The sequence below is a fragment of the Vreelandella sp. 162(4c) genome (genome assembly GCF_058152265.1).
The window spans coordinates 1515730-1530948 of sequence record NZ_CM176981.1; the positions used below are offsets into that span (position 1 = coordinate 1515730).

A 15219-nucleotide genomic window follows, 5' to 3' on the forward strand; every position below is an offset into this window, starting at 1 on the left:
TATGGAAAGGACAGGTCAACAATGAAAACACATCATTTATCCTTTAGCCGTCGCGCCTTTCTAGGCGGCACCTTAGTGGCAGGCGCCGCGCTCATCATTCCCCTTCGTCTACCCACGGCCTGGGCACGAAAGGACGAGGATTCACTCCTTTCGCACGCTTATATCCGCATCGACACTAGCGGCCAGGTGACCTTCCTGCTACCCACGAGCGAAATGGGCCAGGGCACCCACACGGGCCAGGCCCAGATTCTCGCCGAGGAGTTGGGCGCCGATTGGTCGAGTATTACTGTCGGCATGCCGAATAAGCTCTCCGACGACTACAGAATTCCATTCATCGGCCAGATGCGTTCTGTGGGTTCGTTCGGCATCCGTTTCTGGCACGACCCGCTGCGCCGCGCGGCCGCCCAGGCACGGGAAATGCTGACCCAGGCGGCGGCCGAGCGCCTAGACGTAGCAGCGGCAGCCTTGCACGCCGAGAGCGGCTTCATTGTCCACGCCGACAGCGGCCGAAGGATCCCCTTCGGTGACCTGGTGGAAGACGCCATGGCGCTGCCGATGCCTGAGGATCCAACCCTGCGACCCGATAGCGAACGCACGCTGACCGGGCGCAAGGTAGCGCGTCTCGATACCCCGGCAAAGGTGACAGGCAAAGCCGTATACGGGATAGACGTCGAGCGCGAAGGCATGCTGTATGGCGCCGTCAGACTCGCCCCGGTCTTTTCCGCCGATGTCGAGACATTCGATGAGAGCAGCGTCTCCGGGATGCCGGGCGTTGTCGCCGTGGTTCGCGTGCCGCGCGGCATGGTGGTGGTTGCCGACTCCTGGTGGCAGGCCAAACAAGCAGCCGATGCCCTGGATATCACCTTCACACGAACACCGGCGGATACGCTTTCCTCCGATGAGATAAATGCAATACTTCGCCAGGGACTGGATCGAACCGATGTCCCTATCACCACGCTGCGGGGCGAGGCCGAGGCAACCCTGTCGGACGACGGTCAGGTCGTCGAGGCCGAATACTCGGTGCCGTTTCTGACTCATGCCAGCATGGAGCCGATCAACTGCACGGCCGAGTCCACCGAGGAACGAACAGAACTATGGATCGGCACGCAGGGCCAGGACATCGTGCGCATGACGCTCGAGAATGCGATGCAGATACCGGCTGACCAGTTTTTCATCAATACCACCTATTTGGGTGGTGGCTTCGGGCGCAAGACTCACGGCGAGATCGCCCTTCAGGCAGCGCTTGCCAGCCGCGCCGTCGATGGTCGGCCGGTCAAGGTGCTATGGGCGCGCGAGGATGACGTTCAGCAGGGCCAGTATCGCCAGACGATGATGTGTCGCTTCCGGGCGGTTCTGAACGAGGCCGGCCAGATCACCGGCATGCGCATTCGCGTCTCCGGGCCGCAAATGGGCCGCGAATACGGCATTGATCCGGAGCAGCGGGCGCAGTCGACGGGCAATCTCGCCAACTTCGATCCCTTCTCGCTCGGCGGCCTGTCGGACATGCGCTACGTCATCCCCAACCTTGTCGTGGATCATGCCGTGGTCGACCTGCCGATACCGCTTTGCCCCTGGCGTTCGATCGCCCACTCCTTCAACGGCTTCTTCTTTGAAAGCTTCATGGACGAATGCGCTGCAGCAGCGGGCCGCGATCCGCTGGAGTTTCGCAGAAACCACTGCACCGATCAGGCGAGGATGCTCGCCGTCCTTGACCGGGTCGCCGAGATGTCGCACTGGCACGAGCCTGTGGCAGAGGGAGTCTCGCGCGGCTTGGCCGTGGTAGAAAGCTACGGCTCCTATGTTGCCCAGGTAGTCGAGGCTCGGGCTGACGATGAAGGTATTCAGGTGGAACGTGTTTATGCCGCTATCGACTGCGGACGCGCGATCAATCCGGGCCAGGTGGAAGCGCAACTACAGGGCGCCGTCATCGATGCGCTCGGAGCCGCCATAAGGCAGAAGGTGACGATCCGTGACGGCCACGCCGAGCAGTCGAACTTTCACGATTATCCCTTGCTCCGCATCGGGGAGGTGCCAGAGGTAGCGGTGAGCATCGTTGATATCGGCTCGCCGCTAGGCGGCGTTGGTGAGCCGGGCATTCCCCCGCTCGCCCCGGCGCTGGCCAACGCGCTGTTTGCCGCTACGCAGCAACGAATCCGCCACCTGCCGTTGGCCGATCATGTTCAGGGTTAAAGCAGCCGACCACAGATTGACGAGGCCTAACATGTATCTGGAACACGCGCAGGATGTCCTTGGACAGTGGCTCGATTGGCGCAGAGAAAGCAAGACAGCTCTCGTTATCGTGACCGCGACGGAAGGTGGTGCCGTGCGCATGCCGGGCGCCCTGATGGCCGTGTCTGCCACGGGTGACCGTTGCGGCTACATTTCAGGCGGGTGCATCGACGCGGATGTGGCCCATCATGCGCGGCAAGCGCTTAGCACGGGGGGGATCAAACGCCTGAGGTACGGCAAGGGCTCACCGTTCATCGATTTGCCGCTACCCTGCGGTGGTGCCATTGACGTTTGCGTACTTCCCAACGCCCAGGTCAGTGTTCTGCGTGCCTGCCATGATCAGCTCGCCTCGCGCCAGCCGGTATCGATCACGCTTTCTGACTCGGGCTCGCTCGGATTGGGACATCTGCCCACCCCAGGCACTCTGTCTTTTCAGTACATACCCAAGCTCCGCCTGCGCATCGCCGGGCGCGGCGCCGATAGTCTGGCGCTTGTCCGGCTGGCGACGGCAAGCGGCATCCACACCGAACTGCAACTCCGCGACGCTGCCGAAGCCCAGGATGCCCAACGGCTAGGCATCGGCCATGTCACGTTATTGACGGTTCCATCAGCGCTTCCCAAGCTGGACGATGATCCATGGACGGCATTTCTGCTCGCCTTCCATGACGTGGACTGGGAGGAAGCCCTACTCGCCCAAGCGCTTAAAGGCCCCGTCTTCTATATCGGCGCCATTGGCAGCAAAGCTACCCATGCGCGGCGCTGTGAGAGGCTTCAGTCAATCGGTTTTACCGAGAGACAGATCAGACGAATCCATGGCCCCGTTGGGTTGATCCCATCAATGCGTGATGCGTCAATGCTTGCAGTGTCCATACTCGCCGAGATCGTAGAAGCCTATCAACGCAAGGTACGATCTCCCTTGAGTTCGACCGCGCTTGCGCTGCTCGCCGATATGCCGAACGTTCCAGACACACACCTTTTTAAATCTTCGTCATGCACTAACGTCTGAGCGCTCCTCAGTCATGTCATCACCGGGAGCGGTGCATATGCCACCTGCCAACTTCGCTAGCACAGGCTAAATTGGATCATTTAGCCAAAGCAACTCGAGTCGATGGTGAACTGGGATCCTAAAGGTGAAAGCTCAGCCGACCGCCCGCGATTGCTTGCCTAAGAGTTTCGGCTCAAGCAATGGATCCGGTCTCTGGTGAGCTATCGGCTTCGGCCTGTAGCAGCCTGTCAAACGAAGCACCCCGGGCATAACGGGCAGGCGGAAGCCCGACATGACGGCTAAAGGCGACACTAAAGGTGCTGGCGGAGCTGTAGCCAACCCGTTCGGCGACGTCAGCGATACTGGCTTTTTCTCTGCGCAGCAAATCCTTGGCCAAGGCCATACGCCAGGCGAGCAGGTACTCCATTGGCGCCATGCCCACCGCGCGACCAAACCGCTCGTAAAACGCGGAGCGGGAGAGTGTCGCTTCGTTTGCAAGCTGTGCAACCGTCCAGGGCTGCTCGGGACTCTCATGTATCCGGCGGATTGCGATCGCAATCCGCTCGTCGGTCAGGCCACGCAGTAGCCCGGGCGAGGTGTTCGTCTTACCGTCAGAGCGAAGGGCCTCGATGAGCAGGACTTCCAGCAGGCGTTCCAGAACCACATCCCGCGCCGGTCGCTGCGCACGCGCTTCATCGCCGACGAGTTGCATGAGAGTGGCCAGCCGATCCACTCCCCGAACGTGTACAAGCTTGGGGAGCAGCGACGAGAGCAGAGCCGCATCCGGGGAGCGAAAGACACAGTAACCCACCAGAAAGCGGACATCGGGAGAGTCGTCTGGGTTGCCGACCCTGTGTTCGCCATCGGGTAACACGATGGAGGTATGAACGATGTCTTCGGGGGTCGTGGGCGAGTGGCTCGACATTGAGAAGTTATACGCGGAGGGGAGGAGCACGAAATCCCCTTCTTCGAGGACGATCTCGTCGTGCCCGTCGGCTTTGAGACGGCATGCTCCCTCAAGAATGGCGCAATAGAAAGGGTGCCCGACCTCTGTGCGGAGAACTCTCCAACGACCGGCGCCGCTACCCCGTTTCGAAAACGGGGTAGCGGGTTGAAGGAGCGTGACTACCTGGGCAAGCGGATCGAGCAACACAGGACACCTGCAAACTAAATACGGACGATTTATTGTAGTTCATCCTGCTTCGGCTTGCCATACTCGACTCATGGCAGATGCCAGAGGCGCTCTGCAGCGGGGATCTCTCCCGCAACTGTTGTGAACATGATTCACCTGCACCGTTGCCATCATACGAGGAGAGCACCATGCAATATCGTCAACTTGGCCGTACCGGCATTCAGGTCAGCCCCTACTGCCTGGGCACGATGATGTTCGGGAAAATCGCCAATGCTGATCACGATGAATGCGTCGGCATGATCCACAAGGCACTGGATTTCGGCATCAACTTCATTGATACCGCCGATGCCTACAGCCAGGGCGAATCTGAAGAGATCGTTGGCAAGGCACTGAAGGGGCGGCGAGACGATGTCGTCCTTGCCACCAAGGCTTCTCTCCCGATGGGGGACGACCCTAACCGCCGGGGTGGGTCGCGGCGTTGGCTGACCCGCGCGGTCGAAGACTCGCTGCGCCGCCTGCAGACCGACCACATCGACCTTTATCAGATTCATCGGCTGGCGCCGGATACCGATATCGAGGAAACCCTGTCGGTTCTCACCGACCTGATGCGCGAGGGCAAGGTGCGCGCCATCGGCGCGTCGACCGTTCCTGCTTCCGCCATCGTGGAGGCGCAATGGGTCGCCGAGCGACGCGGACTGGCCCGTTTCCGCACAGAACAACCCCCCTACTCTATTCTCAACCGTTCGATCGAGCGGGAGGTGCTGCCCACCTGCCAGCGTTATGGCATGGGAGCGATGGCTTGGAGCCCGCTGGCTAAGGGTATGCTCACAGGCAAATACCGCAAGGGTGAAGAGCAACCGGACTCGCTGCGGGCGAAATATTTCCCCAAGGCGATGTCCGACGAAGCCAGCCTCGACGCTGTCGAGCAGCTCATCCCGCTGGCCGAAAATGCGGGCCTGTCGTTGACCCACATGGCACTGGCCTTCGTCGTGACGCATCCGGCGATTACATCCGCCCTCATCGGCCCCCGCACGCCCAAGCAACTCGACGATCTGCTCGCCGGCGCGGAGGTGCAGTTAAGCGATGAAATCCTCGACCGGATCGACGAAATAGTCCCGCCGGGCGTTGATGTGGCGCCGCTGGAAGGAGCGGCCTATGTCCCGCCTGCGATCGCCCAGACATCCCTGCGGCGGCGTAATCCCCAGGAGCGGGCGGCCATTGTGCGTGGTGAGCAAGGAGAAAGCTGAAGGCAGTGCCGTGTTTATGCCCTTGTGGCGGAAATCAAAAACAGGAGACTTTCATGAACGACATCGAACAGGTAGGCACCTTTAAATTAGGTGATCGGCAGATCAAACGCATGGGATATGGCGCAATGCAACTGGCCGGCCCCGGCGTATTTGGCCCACCGAAGGACAAAGAGAGCGCCATTGCCCTACTTAGAGCAGCCGTGGAATACGGTGTGGATCATATTGATACGTCCGACTTCTATGGCCCCCACATCACCAACCGAATCATTCGGGAGGCCTTGCATCCCTATCCCAAGGAGTTAACGCTTGTCACAAAAATCGGCGCCCGGCGTGACGACAAAGGTGACTGGCTTCCGGCCTTCTCTAAGGCTGAGCTTACGCAGGCAGTCCACGACAATCTGATTAATCTAGGCTTGGAGCAGATAGAGGTGGTGAACTTGCGGGCAATGTTTTCTGCGCACGGTCCGGCTGAAGGTTCCATCTCTGAACCCTTTTCAGTACTTGCAGAACTACAGCAAGAAGGGCTTATTCGCCATTTGGGTGTCAGCAATGTCACCGAAAAGCAAATCGAAGAGGCCCGCGCCATTGCGCCTATCGTCTGTGTGCAGAACCATTACAACCTTGCCCACAGACATGACGATACTCTCATCGAGCAGCTTGCACAGGATGGAATTGCCTATGTCCCTTTCTTCCCCTTAGGAGGCTTTACACCGCTGCAGTCTACAATTCTGCAACAAGAGGCAGAAACGTTGCAGGTATCGCCTTTGCAGGTTGCTCTTGCCTGGCTGTTACAGCGATCCCCAAACATCCTGTTAATCCCTGGAACATCATCCATGGTACATCTACAGGAAAATTTGGCTGCCGCACAGTTGGTTTTGCCGGAAGAATCGGTCAACAATCTCAATCGCATTGCCAGCGAAGCTTGAGTGGAAGCAACACGGGTAATACCGCCCCCCCTATAAGAGAAGATGTTGCTGACAACAATCTGAAGTACAGGAGGAAACACCATGAGCGCACACAAGACAATCCTCGTGACGGGTTCAACCGATGGACTTGGCCGTCGGGTCGTCGAAGAGCTTGCGCGACCCGGCATGCATATTCTGGTGCACGGACGTGATACGCGACGCGGAGCGGCCGCTGTCCATGCCGTCGAACAGGCTGGAGGAACCGCCCGGTTCTTTGAGGCGGACTTCGCCTCTCTTGGCGACGTGCATAGACTCGCTGATGCGGTTCACGCGGAATGCTCTCATCTTGACGCTCTCGTCAATAATGCCGGAATCTCGAAGCCCGATGGGCCACGCCGAGAAAGCACGGATGGCTACGAGCGACATTTCGCGATCAACTACCTCGCGACCTTCTTACTGACGGAACGCTTGTTGCCCTTGCTCAAAGCGGGCGGTGGCGAGGATCCTTCGCGCATTGTGACCGTCGCTTCAGCAGGCCAGAGCGCCATTGACTTCGACGATGTGATGCTCAAGCACGGTTACCAGGGTTATCGCGCCTACGGGCAAAGCAAGGTCGCACAGATCATGTACACGATCGACCTGGCGGAGAGGCTGGACGCAAGAGCGATTATCGCCAATTCCCTCCACCCCGGCACTCACATGAATACGACTATGGTGCGGCAGGCCGGCATCACGCCGAGCACATCAGTTGGTACGGGGGCGGCCGCTGTGATCGCCCTTACAACCGGAAGGGATCGCGCGGCGACAACCGGCCGATATTTCGACGGTCAGCGCGAGTCACGCGCGACATCGCAAGTATATGATGCATCGGCGCGCCGTACACTGCGGGCTCTCAGCGAGGACTTAACAGGACTGAACCGGTAAATACCGCAATCTCGGAGGTATTCAATATCTCCCTCCTGCTCATCCTGTGCTTAGTCCCTCTGGGGCAATGCCACGGCAATCCCAGCTAGAACCATCAGCTTCAACAGATCGCGTCTGGTTGTTTCGCTAGTTGCCTGCATGACAACTCTCCTTATCAAGCTCCGAACCGGGGCTGGCGGCTGCGGTCAAGCTCAATCGAATGTGATGATGATTTTTCCCCGTGCACGTCCTGAGGCCTGATGTCGGAATGCTGGAATGAACTCTGTAAACGGTACCGTTCGATCCACAAGGATCCGTAGACCGTACTGGTCGATAGCTTTCGATACTCGCGCCAAGCGCTGGCCGTCGGAAGCATGGAATACGAAGCCGACAGTGACGTTAAGTGAAGCTCTTATCTAACTCAACAGCTCTATCCCTTGGTTCTCGATGCATCCCACACTAACATCACTTGGGTGATGGCAGTATCCAGGACAGAGTGGCGAATACCGTCTCGAGCTAGTGTAGAAAGTCCCAATAAAAATGAGTCAAACACCGTGGATAAGGCACGCTCATTGGTGTCAGCCCGCAGCTCGCTGCTCTCGATACCGCGTTTCACGCAAGCCACGATACCCGCGCGGGTTCTTGCACGTGAACGGGTTAATGGAGCAATCACAGCGGCATTTTCATCCGAAGGTGTGCTAATGACGCTTAACCCAACCATACAGCCTTTAGGGTGCCCGCGTTCACACTGCATCTTAGCTGAGCGCCGCAGGGTAATTTCAATGGCGTCGCGGGGAGCAAGCTCCTCCTCCCACAAGGATTCCGTCACAAGTGCATAGGTGGACAAATAACGTTGTGCGCACTCCTGAAACAACGCTTCCTTAGAACCAAAAGCGGCATAGAAACTGGGGGCAGAGATACCGTTGCCAATACCTGCCTTTAATTGGCTCAATGACGTAGATTCGTAGCCATTCTGCCAAAAGATGTACATCGCCTCCTCCACTGCCTTATCGCGATCAAAGGTTCGAGGCCGGCCCATCGTTGCCATATTGAACTCCATAAATTACTCCACTTAACTAACATACTATTCGGTATATAAATCCTTGACAAGGGACTCTCGGCGCGCATATATTTATACCGATCGATACATATATAGCAAACCTCAGGGTGTCACCGCACTGAACGCTGCCCGGAAATTACTTAACTTTCTAAAGGATCTTTGTTGTGAGCTACTTATCCACACAGGCAGAAGCAGCTGAACCTGATCGTCTACCATTCGCGGGACTGCTGGCCTTGGCCATGACGGGCTTTATTTGCATTGTCACAGAGACGATGCCCGCGGGTTTGTTGCCTCAAATCAGCCAGGGCTTTGGCATTAGTCCAGCACTCGCGGGTCAAATGGTAACGGCCTATGCGCTGGGATCTTTGTTAGCTGCTATCCCACTCACGATTGCAACCCGCGGGTGGCGGCGCCGTAACGTGTTATTAATAACCATTGTTGGTTTTCTCATTTTCAATTCAGCGACAGCGCTTTCCACTAACATCTGGTTAACGCTAGCCGCTCGCTTTTTCGCCGGGGTTGCCGCGGGACTTGCGTGGAGCCTGCTTGCTGGTTACGCAAGACGAATGGTGGCGCCTCATCAGCAAGGACGCGCCTTGGCAGTGGCAATGGTAGGAACACCCATCGCACTCTCCTTGGGAGTTCCTCTTGGAACCTTTATGGGTTCAGTTATCGGCTGGCGAGCGGCGTTCTGGATAATGTCAGCCTTAGCGCTCATCTTGATTGCATGGGTACTCGCCAAAGTTCCTGACTACCCCGGTCAGCCCTCCCACGAACGTATGCCATTGCTGAAAGTGTTTACGACAGCCGGCGTCAGACCGGTACTGGCTGTTGTTATAGCGTGGATGCTCGCTCACAACATTCTCTATACCTACATTGCGCCCTTTGTTGCCCCTGCGGGGCTTACCGATCGCATTGACCTTGTTTTACTAGCATTTGGCGCGGCGGCCCTCGCCGGGATCTGGATCACCGGGAAGCTGGTGGAGAGCTTTCTGCGCGCAACCGTACTGGCAAGCTTGGCAGCATTTGCTCTAACGACGTTGGTGTTCGGTTTGGGTACGCTGAATCCCCTTGTTGTTTACCTGGGCGTCGCAGTATGGGGCATTACCTTTGGTGGCGCGGCAACGCTACTACAAACGGCGCTCGCTGATACTGCCGGTAGCGGCTCTGATGTAGCACTTTCCATGAATGTAGTGGCCTGGAACAGCTCTATAGCTGGCGGTGGGTTATTGGGAGGCTTTCTGTTGCAAACATGGGGAGCTGGCTCATTTCCATTAGCTCTTACCTTGTTGCTCCTAGTAGGACTCGCTATCGCTTGGTCGGCAAAAATACATGGTTTCCGACCAGGACGACGCACCGCAGAGAGCCCTTCAATTAGTCACTAAGCCTATCGCTAAACCTCTTTTACCAATCTAGCAGTAACCATCTGGATCTCTGCCTATCTTTCCACCAATCAATTAATTGAGGATCAATCCGTGTCCCAACATCATAGCAATACGTTTTCTAATGCTTCATCTACTTGCCCCGCTGATGAATTCCCGATCCCCGATGGATTCACTAGTGGGTATCAGACCATCGACGGCGTTAAACTTCATTACGTCAAAGGCGGATCGGGCCCACTGGTTTATCTGGTGCATGGTTTTGGACAAACGTGGTATGAGTGGCACCAACTGATGCCCGCGCTGGCAAAAAGCTTCACCGTCGTTGCACCAGACTTGCCAGGTCTGGGCCAGTCGGCTGTTCCCCCCTCCTATAGAGCCACCGATATTGCAGTGCTGCTCTATAAGCTTGCCAAACAATTCAGTGGCAATCAGACGTTTGATCTGGTCGCCCATGATATCGGCATCTGGAATACCTACCCGATGCTGGTGCAGCATCAGAATGCTATTCGTCGTGTTATCTACATGGAGGCACCGATCCCTGGCGACAGTATTTACTCGTTCCCCGCTTTTACCCCCGAAGGTGAATCATTGGTATGGCATTTCAGTTTCTTTGCCGCAGAGCAGCAGTTGGCAGAGAAGTTGGTCTCAGGCAAGGAGCGCATCTTCTTCGAACACTTCATCAAAGTTCATGCCGCCAATAAGGAGGTATTCACACCGGAGCTTCTTGACCTGTATGCCAGTTCGTATGCCAAACCACACAGCCTTAATGCCGCTTTCGAGTACTACCGGGTACTCAATCAAGGCGTAAAAGATAATAACGAATTGGCCAGGACAAAGGTCACTATTCCTGCACTTGCCATCGGCGGTGGAGATCATGGCGGTATGGGACAGTATCAGATTGATATGATGCGTCATTACGCCAGCGACGTGACAGGCATCGTTCTCCATGGTGGTGGCCACTGGTTGCCTGAAGAGTGTCCCGAAGCACTGAACAAAGCTGTGATGGAGTTCTTGAATAGAGACTAAGAGAGCCTACACTTTCTTGCGTTTAGTGCTTTAAAAACCATCGGGATCTACAAGATCCCGATGGCATCATATCAAGAGCCTTCACCCTTTTATCAAAAAGACACTGTTTGTATTACGAATCAGGAGTGAGAATATAACGAACGCTTGGATCTCCGCCCCAGGCCTCTGCCACAGCACTAAGCGGTAAGCATTTATGCGGGGCATGGAAACCAGCTGCCGGTGCAGCGGCAAGCAACTCGCCAGCACCTTGGATGAGTTCATTGACAGCCACACTGCCGATGCCGCTTCCGATCAGCTCCAACCCTGAACTACGCAGCATATCGCCGCGAATGAGGATCTCATCTCCCGCCACGGTGCCGAGTTGCACATAGCGGAGACGTGGTTCACCGGCACCCGAGCCACGATTTAGAGTGGCGGCCCTTAAAACATGTACAGCGGGCTCACCCCATAGGAAGTCGAGCACAATATCGACCCGCTCGTTAAACTGCTCACGCAATGCTGCCTCGCTGCCGTCATTGAGGGCGATCTTCACATCAGCGTTGAGGCTTTGAAGTTTTTTCTCATCACGGCCGACGGCGATGATCTTACCTGCGCCACAATATCGAGCGGTATCAAGTGCCATTCCACCAGCTGAGCCTGCCGCACCCAGCACCATCACCGTTTCACCTTTTCGCAATTTGGTTCGACGTGTAAGCGCGATCCAGGACGCTAGCCCAGCCGTGGCTATGGATGCTGCGTGTATGTCAGGCAACTCATCTGGCACTGGCACCATCATGTGATTGGTAACCAATGACTGCTCTGCCATAGAACCAAACGGTGCCTTGGGGAAAAGAAAGTAGACGCGCCGTCCGCTAGCGTCGACTCCTACGCCGTCAACACCCGGTATGAATCCGGCTTCTGCACCACTCGCATAGTGTTTGCCTGACGCTAATCCTTTCACAATAGGGCTTAGCGCAGTGGCATTCACCTTGACCACCGACTCCCCCTCACCGGCCACTGGCTCGCGAAAATCCTCAAACGATGGTGGAGCACCGAATTTATTCACAACAGCTGCTTTCATGATGTTTATTCCTGAATATTGATTCTTCCCACTGAAGAATTGCCGCATTGGCAATGTAGGCAGAATCAACCGAACGATCTATACTTTAAAGTCCACTTTTTTTACGCATTCGTCCGAGAAATATATGGATCCTCTTTCTGAAGTACTCTCAATGCTAAAGCCCCGTAGCTATATCACCGCTGGCTTCGATGCAGGCGGTGCATGGGCGCTCACACTCGATGATCTAGCTGGTCGAATCAAATGCTATGCCGTCATGCAAGGCGCCTGCTGGCTGTCAATGAAAGATATGGAAGCACCAGTGCTTCTCCAGGCTGGTGACTGTTTTGTCTTGCCCAGTGGCAAAGCCGTACGTATAGGCAGCGACTTGAGCACCGAGCCTAAAAGAGCCAGCGAAGTACTTGATCCCTCTCGTAGCGGCGAAATCGTCACCTATAACGGTGGTGGCGACGTATTTCTGGTGGGCAGCCGTTTCGAAGTCAATGGACGTCACGCAGAGGCACTGCTGCAAACGTTACCACCCCTGATGCGGGTCGAGACCTCGGCTGATCGCGCCAGACTACGATGGTCGATCGAACTGATGATGGAAGAGTTGCAAGAGGCCCGCCCCGGTTCATCCTTGGTGGCACAACAGCTGGCACACATGATGTTAGTACAAGCGTTACGGTTATACCTATCGGAGCAATCTTCTAATGACATTGGTTGGTTTGCCGCGCTTGAAGATCCTCAACTCAGTAAAGCACTCAGAGCGATGCATGCGAACCCTGCACACTCCTGGACAGTTCAGGAGCTAGCGACACAAGCAGGGATGTCACGCTCTACATTTGCCGAGCGCTTTCGCCATAAGGCAGGTGAGACTCCCATCGCCTACCTGACGCGCTGGAGAATGATGCTTGCGGGGGAGCAGCTCACTCACGGTCGTGACACGCTAGCGCGAATAGCCCTGTCAGTCGGCTATGAATCCGAGCATGCGTTTAATACGGCTTTCAAGCGCGTTATGGGCATATCACCAGGGCGTTATATCAAAGCCACGTGGTGAGTCGGACATCGTGATCGCACAACACTTCAGGCGATCAGGCGCCGAGTGCCGCCTTTACCCGTTCAGGTAGGAAAGGGTAGTGCCGGAGCCGCACGCCGCCAGTGAGGCGCGCCACGGCGTTGGCGATTGCTGGCCCGACCGGCGGCAGGCCAGCCTGGCCTATGCCGCCAACCGGACTCCCGCTTGTCGGCACCACCGCCACTTCGATTTCAGGCGCCTCTGACATACGAATCACCCTATAGGTATCAAAGTTTCCTTCCTGCACCTCGCCATTGACGATGTTGATCTGCTCGAATAGCGCGTGGCCGGTTCCGTTTGTGATGCCCACGATCATCATGCCTTCAATGTGGCGCGGTTGGATCGCCACCCCTGGATCTACAGCACACCAGACCTTATGCACTCTAATCACACCGGTTTCCCGGTTGAGCGACACTTCCGCAATCTGCGCACAATGAGAGCCAAAGGCATCGGAATAGGCGAGGCCTAACGCCCGGTCATCACGCTCACGATCCCATTCGGCCATCTGGCCAACGGTCTCAATGACGTTGCGCGCCCGTGGCTGATCCTTCAGGAGTTCGAGCCTGAGCTGCAGAGGATCAGTTCCCCTAGCGGCTGCGATTTCATCGATAACGCATTCGATACTGAATCTGGTGTAGCCAACCCCGACGGCGAACCAGAAGCCGATATCCAAGCCATTATCCTGACGGATATACTCGATCCGGTGCCCTGGCACCGTGTAGTTGAAATGCGCGCCCTCGGTCACCACGTCGTCATGCCCACCCGCGCTTGCGAACAGTTCAGCATTCGTACGAGCAAAAATGGAATCGGCCACAATACGGTGCCGCCAGCCAGTGATATTTCCATTGACGTCGAGACCAACCTGAATGTGCTGCGCTTCGAGTGGTCGGAATTTATCGTGCCGGACATCGTCCTCGCGGCTCCAGATGACCTTGACCGGACGTCCTTCCACCTCCTTGGCCAGCGACACGGCATCGACGATGAAGTCTGCCTCGGCTTTGCGGCCGAAACCACCACCAAGCAGGGTCACGTTCACCTTGACCTTATCCGGCGTCGTGCCGACCACCTCTGCAGCAAAGCCTTGCGTGCCCGTCGGTCCCTGCGTGGGCGCCCAGATTTCAACAGTGTCACCAGTCACCAGCGCCGTGGCGTTCATCGGTTCCATGGTTGCATGGCAAACCAGATCGCTCATGTAGTCGACTTCAATGACCGTTGCCGCATTCGTGATCGCGGAATCTGCATCACCCTCCGAGAACGCCTCAACGCCCGTTTGCGAGAGATCGCGCCCCACATCGCGATAATGTTCCAGCAGGCGGTCGCTTGTGTAGTTGCGAACCTGTGAGGATGTGCTCCACGTCACATTAAGCAGATCTTTGGCCCGCCGCGTCGCCTCGACCGTCTCGCCGATGATACCGACCCCGTAGGAGAGCGGAACAATATGCGTGATGCCAGGCAGGGCCCTGGCTTCCGAGTCGTCAATTCTCTCGGGTTGCTCACCCTGGACAGGCGCCCGCAATACTGCGCCATACAGCATGTCGGGAAGCTGCACATCAATGCCATAGACTGCACTCCCGTCGACCTTCGAAGGGAGGTCGATGCGGTGGATGTCACGCCTGCCGATATAGCGCCATTGATCGGTCGGCTTCAGATCGGCCTCGGTTACCTGCGGCAGCGGATCGGGAAGCGAACCATCTGTGGCGATCTGGCCATAACTGAGTGAGCGGCCGGTTCGTGCATGTACGACCCTACCCGGCTCTGTTGTGAGCTCGCCCACTGACACGTCCAGCATGTTGGCCGCGCTCGACAGGAGAACCTTACGGGTCTGCGCGCCGGTAATCCGTAGCAGCTCATAATAGCCGCGCGTAGATTCGCTGCCGCCCGTGAGCTGGATGCCATAGAAGCCAGGATTGCCGTATTTATCCGCATCGGATGGAGCCTGAACAATGCGAACCATCTCCCAATCAGCATCCATTTCTTCCGCGATGAGAAGCGGCAGAGTGGTCATGATGCCCTGCCCCATCTCGGAGGCAGGCGACATGATCGTCACGGTTCCATCGCCCGCGATGGTCACCCACGCATTCGGGAGGTAATCGCCCTCACCGACCAACGACATTGTTGCGCCAAAGGCATTACGAACTAGGCCGCCGAATGCAACCGCAACGCCGAGACTTCCAACCGAAATAAGGAAGCTGCGCCGAGAAATCGCGTGACTGAAAATCTTGACTGTCTTGGTCAT

At 56.8% G+C, this 15219-nt stretch carries 13 protein-coding genes; 8 read left to right on the plus strand and 5 right to left on the minus strand.

What is annotated here, in order from left to right; all coding sequences use genetic code 11:
• Positions 1-21: 21 nt before the first annotated feature.
• Both AC4EYZ_RS06815 and AC4EYZ_RS06820 read left to right on the plus strand, forming a co-directional pair.
• The gene (locus AC4EYZ_RS06815) at positions 22-2190 is read left to right on the plus strand and encodes a xanthine dehydrogenase family protein molybdopterin-binding subunit (RefSeq protein WP_490204187.1); all 2169 of its coding nucleotides are present in this window, start codon (positions 22-24) and stop codon (positions 2188-2190) included.
• 31 nt (positions 2191-2221) lie between these two features.
• On the plus strand, positions 2222-3235 hold the full coding sequence (locus tag AC4EYZ_RS06820) for an XdhC family protein (protein WP_490204188.1): 1014 nt from the start codon (positions 2222-2224) through the stop codon (positions 3233-3235).
• Positions 3236-3407: 172 nt separating this feature from the next.
• Here the strand turns inward: AC4EYZ_RS06820 and AC4EYZ_RS06825 are convergent, their stop codons facing one another.
• Positions 3408-4364: an AraC family transcriptional regulator gene (locus AC4EYZ_RS06825; RefSeq protein ID WP_490204189.1), complete on the minus strand. Its 957-nt coding sequence runs from the start codon at positions 4362-4364 to the stop codon at positions 3408-3410.
• A gap of 170 nt (positions 4365-4534) precedes the next feature.
• On the opposite strand from AC4EYZ_RS06825, the gene AC4EYZ_RS06830 reads away from it, so the two are divergent.
• The 3 genes from AC4EYZ_RS06830 (at position 4535) to AC4EYZ_RS06840 (ending at position 7422) form a co-directional block, all read left to right on the plus strand.
• Positions 4535-5593 (plus strand): aldo/keto reductase, encoded by a 1059-nt coding sequence (locus AC4EYZ_RS06830; protein WP_474191389.1) that lies wholly within the window; start codon positions 4535-4537, stop codon positions 5591-5593.
• A 53-nt stretch (positions 5594-5646) separates the two neighbouring features.
• Positions 5647-6519, plus strand: coding sequence for an aldo/keto reductase family oxidoreductase (locus AC4EYZ_RS06835; protein WP_474191388.1), 873 nt, complete (start codon positions 5647-5649; stop codon positions 6517-6519).
• 81 nt (positions 6520-6600) lie between these two features.
• Positions 6601-7422: an SDR family NAD(P)-dependent oxidoreductase gene (locus AC4EYZ_RS06840; RefSeq protein WP_474191387.1), complete on the plus strand. Its 822-nt coding sequence runs from the start codon at positions 6601-6603 to the stop codon at positions 7420-7422.
• A gap of 191 nt (positions 7423-7613) precedes the next feature.
• On the opposite strand, the gene AC4EYZ_RS06845 is transcribed toward AC4EYZ_RS06840, so the two are convergent.
• Positions 7614-7817 (minus strand): zinc-binding dehydrogenase, encoded by a 204-nt coding sequence (locus AC4EYZ_RS06845; RefSeq protein WP_474191393.1) that lies wholly within the window; start codon positions 7815-7817, stop codon positions 7614-7616.
• Positions 7818-7831: 14 nt separating this feature from the next.
• The gene (locus tag AC4EYZ_RS06850; protein WP_474191386.1) at positions 7832-8449 is read right to left on the minus strand and encodes a TetR/AcrR family transcriptional regulator; all 618 of its coding nucleotides are present in this window, start codon (positions 8447-8449) and stop codon (positions 7832-7834) included.
• Between the two features lie 176 nt (positions 8450-8625).
• Here AC4EYZ_RS06850 and AC4EYZ_RS06855 point away from each other — a divergent pair, with 176 nt between their 5' ends.
• Positions 8626-9846 carry an MFS transporter gene (locus AC4EYZ_RS06855; RefSeq protein WP_474191385.1) on the plus strand — a complete coding sequence of 407 codons (1221 nt, stop codon included), beginning with the start codon at positions 8626-8628 and terminating at the stop codon, positions 9844-9846.
• A 90-nt stretch (positions 9847-9936) separates the two neighbouring features.
• A complete protein-coding gene (locus tag AC4EYZ_RS06860; RefSeq protein ID WP_474191384.1) occupies positions 9937-10869 on the plus strand; it encodes an alpha/beta fold hydrolase in 933 nt (310 codons plus the stop codon).
• 112 nt (positions 10870-10981) lie between these two features.
• Here AC4EYZ_RS06860 and AC4EYZ_RS06865 read toward each other — a convergent pair whose 3' ends face one another.
• A complete protein-coding gene (locus AC4EYZ_RS06865; protein WP_490204190.1) occupies positions 10982-11929 on the minus strand; it encodes a quinone oxidoreductase family protein in 948 nt (315 codons plus the stop codon).
• Between the two features lie 124 nt (positions 11930-12053).
• Here AC4EYZ_RS06865 and AC4EYZ_RS06870 point away from each other — a divergent pair, with 124 nt between their 5' ends.
• Positions 12054-12965, plus strand: coding sequence for an AraC family transcriptional regulator (locus AC4EYZ_RS06870; protein WP_138799665.1), 912 nt, complete (start codon positions 12054-12056; stop codon positions 12963-12965).
• Positions 12966-12999: 34 nt separating this feature from the next.
• On the opposite strand, the gene AC4EYZ_RS06875 is transcribed toward AC4EYZ_RS06870, so the two are convergent.
• A complete protein-coding gene (locus AC4EYZ_RS06875) occupies positions 13000-15219 on the minus strand; it encodes a xanthine dehydrogenase family protein molybdopterin-binding subunit (protein WP_474191382.1) in 2220 nt (739 codons plus the stop codon).

Excerpts from the sequence above, each read along its gene's own strand:
- AC4EYZ_RS06870 (WP_138799665.1), top strand. The coding sequence starts at position 12,054 with ATGGATCCTCTTTCTGAAGTACTCTCAATGCTAAAGCCCCGTAGCTAT.
- AC4EYZ_RS06830 (WP_474191389.1), top strand. The coding sequence starts at position 4,535 with ATGCAATATCGTCAACTTGGCCGTACCGGCATTCAGGTCAGCCCCTAC.
- AC4EYZ_RS06835 (WP_474191388.1), top strand. The coding sequence starts at position 5,647 with ATGAACGACATCGAACAGGTAGGCACCTTTAAATTAGGTGATCGGCAG.
- AC4EYZ_RS06875 (WP_474191382.1), bottom strand. The coding sequence starts at position 15,219 with ATGACCAAGACAGTCAAGATTTTCAGTCACGCGATTTCTCGGCGCAGC.
- AC4EYZ_RS06840 (WP_474191387.1), top strand. The coding sequence starts at position 6,601 with ATGAGCGCACACAAGACAATCCTCGTGACGGGTTCAACCGATGGACTT.
- AC4EYZ_RS06865 (WP_490204190.1), bottom strand. The coding sequence starts at position 11,929 with ATGAAAGCAGCTGTTGTGAATAAATTCGGTGCTCCACCATCGTTTGAG.
- AC4EYZ_RS06815 (WP_490204187.1), top strand. The coding sequence starts at position 22 with ATGAAAACACATCATTTATCCTTTAGCCGTCGCGCCTTTCTAGGCGGC.
- AC4EYZ_RS06820 (WP_490204188.1), top strand. The coding sequence starts at position 2,222 with ATGTATCTGGAACACGCGCAGGATGTCCTTGGACAGTGGCTCGATTGG.
- AC4EYZ_RS06850 (WP_474191386.1), bottom strand. The coding sequence starts at position 8,449 with ATGGCAACGATGGGCCGGCCTCGAACCTTTGATCGCGATAAGGCAGTG.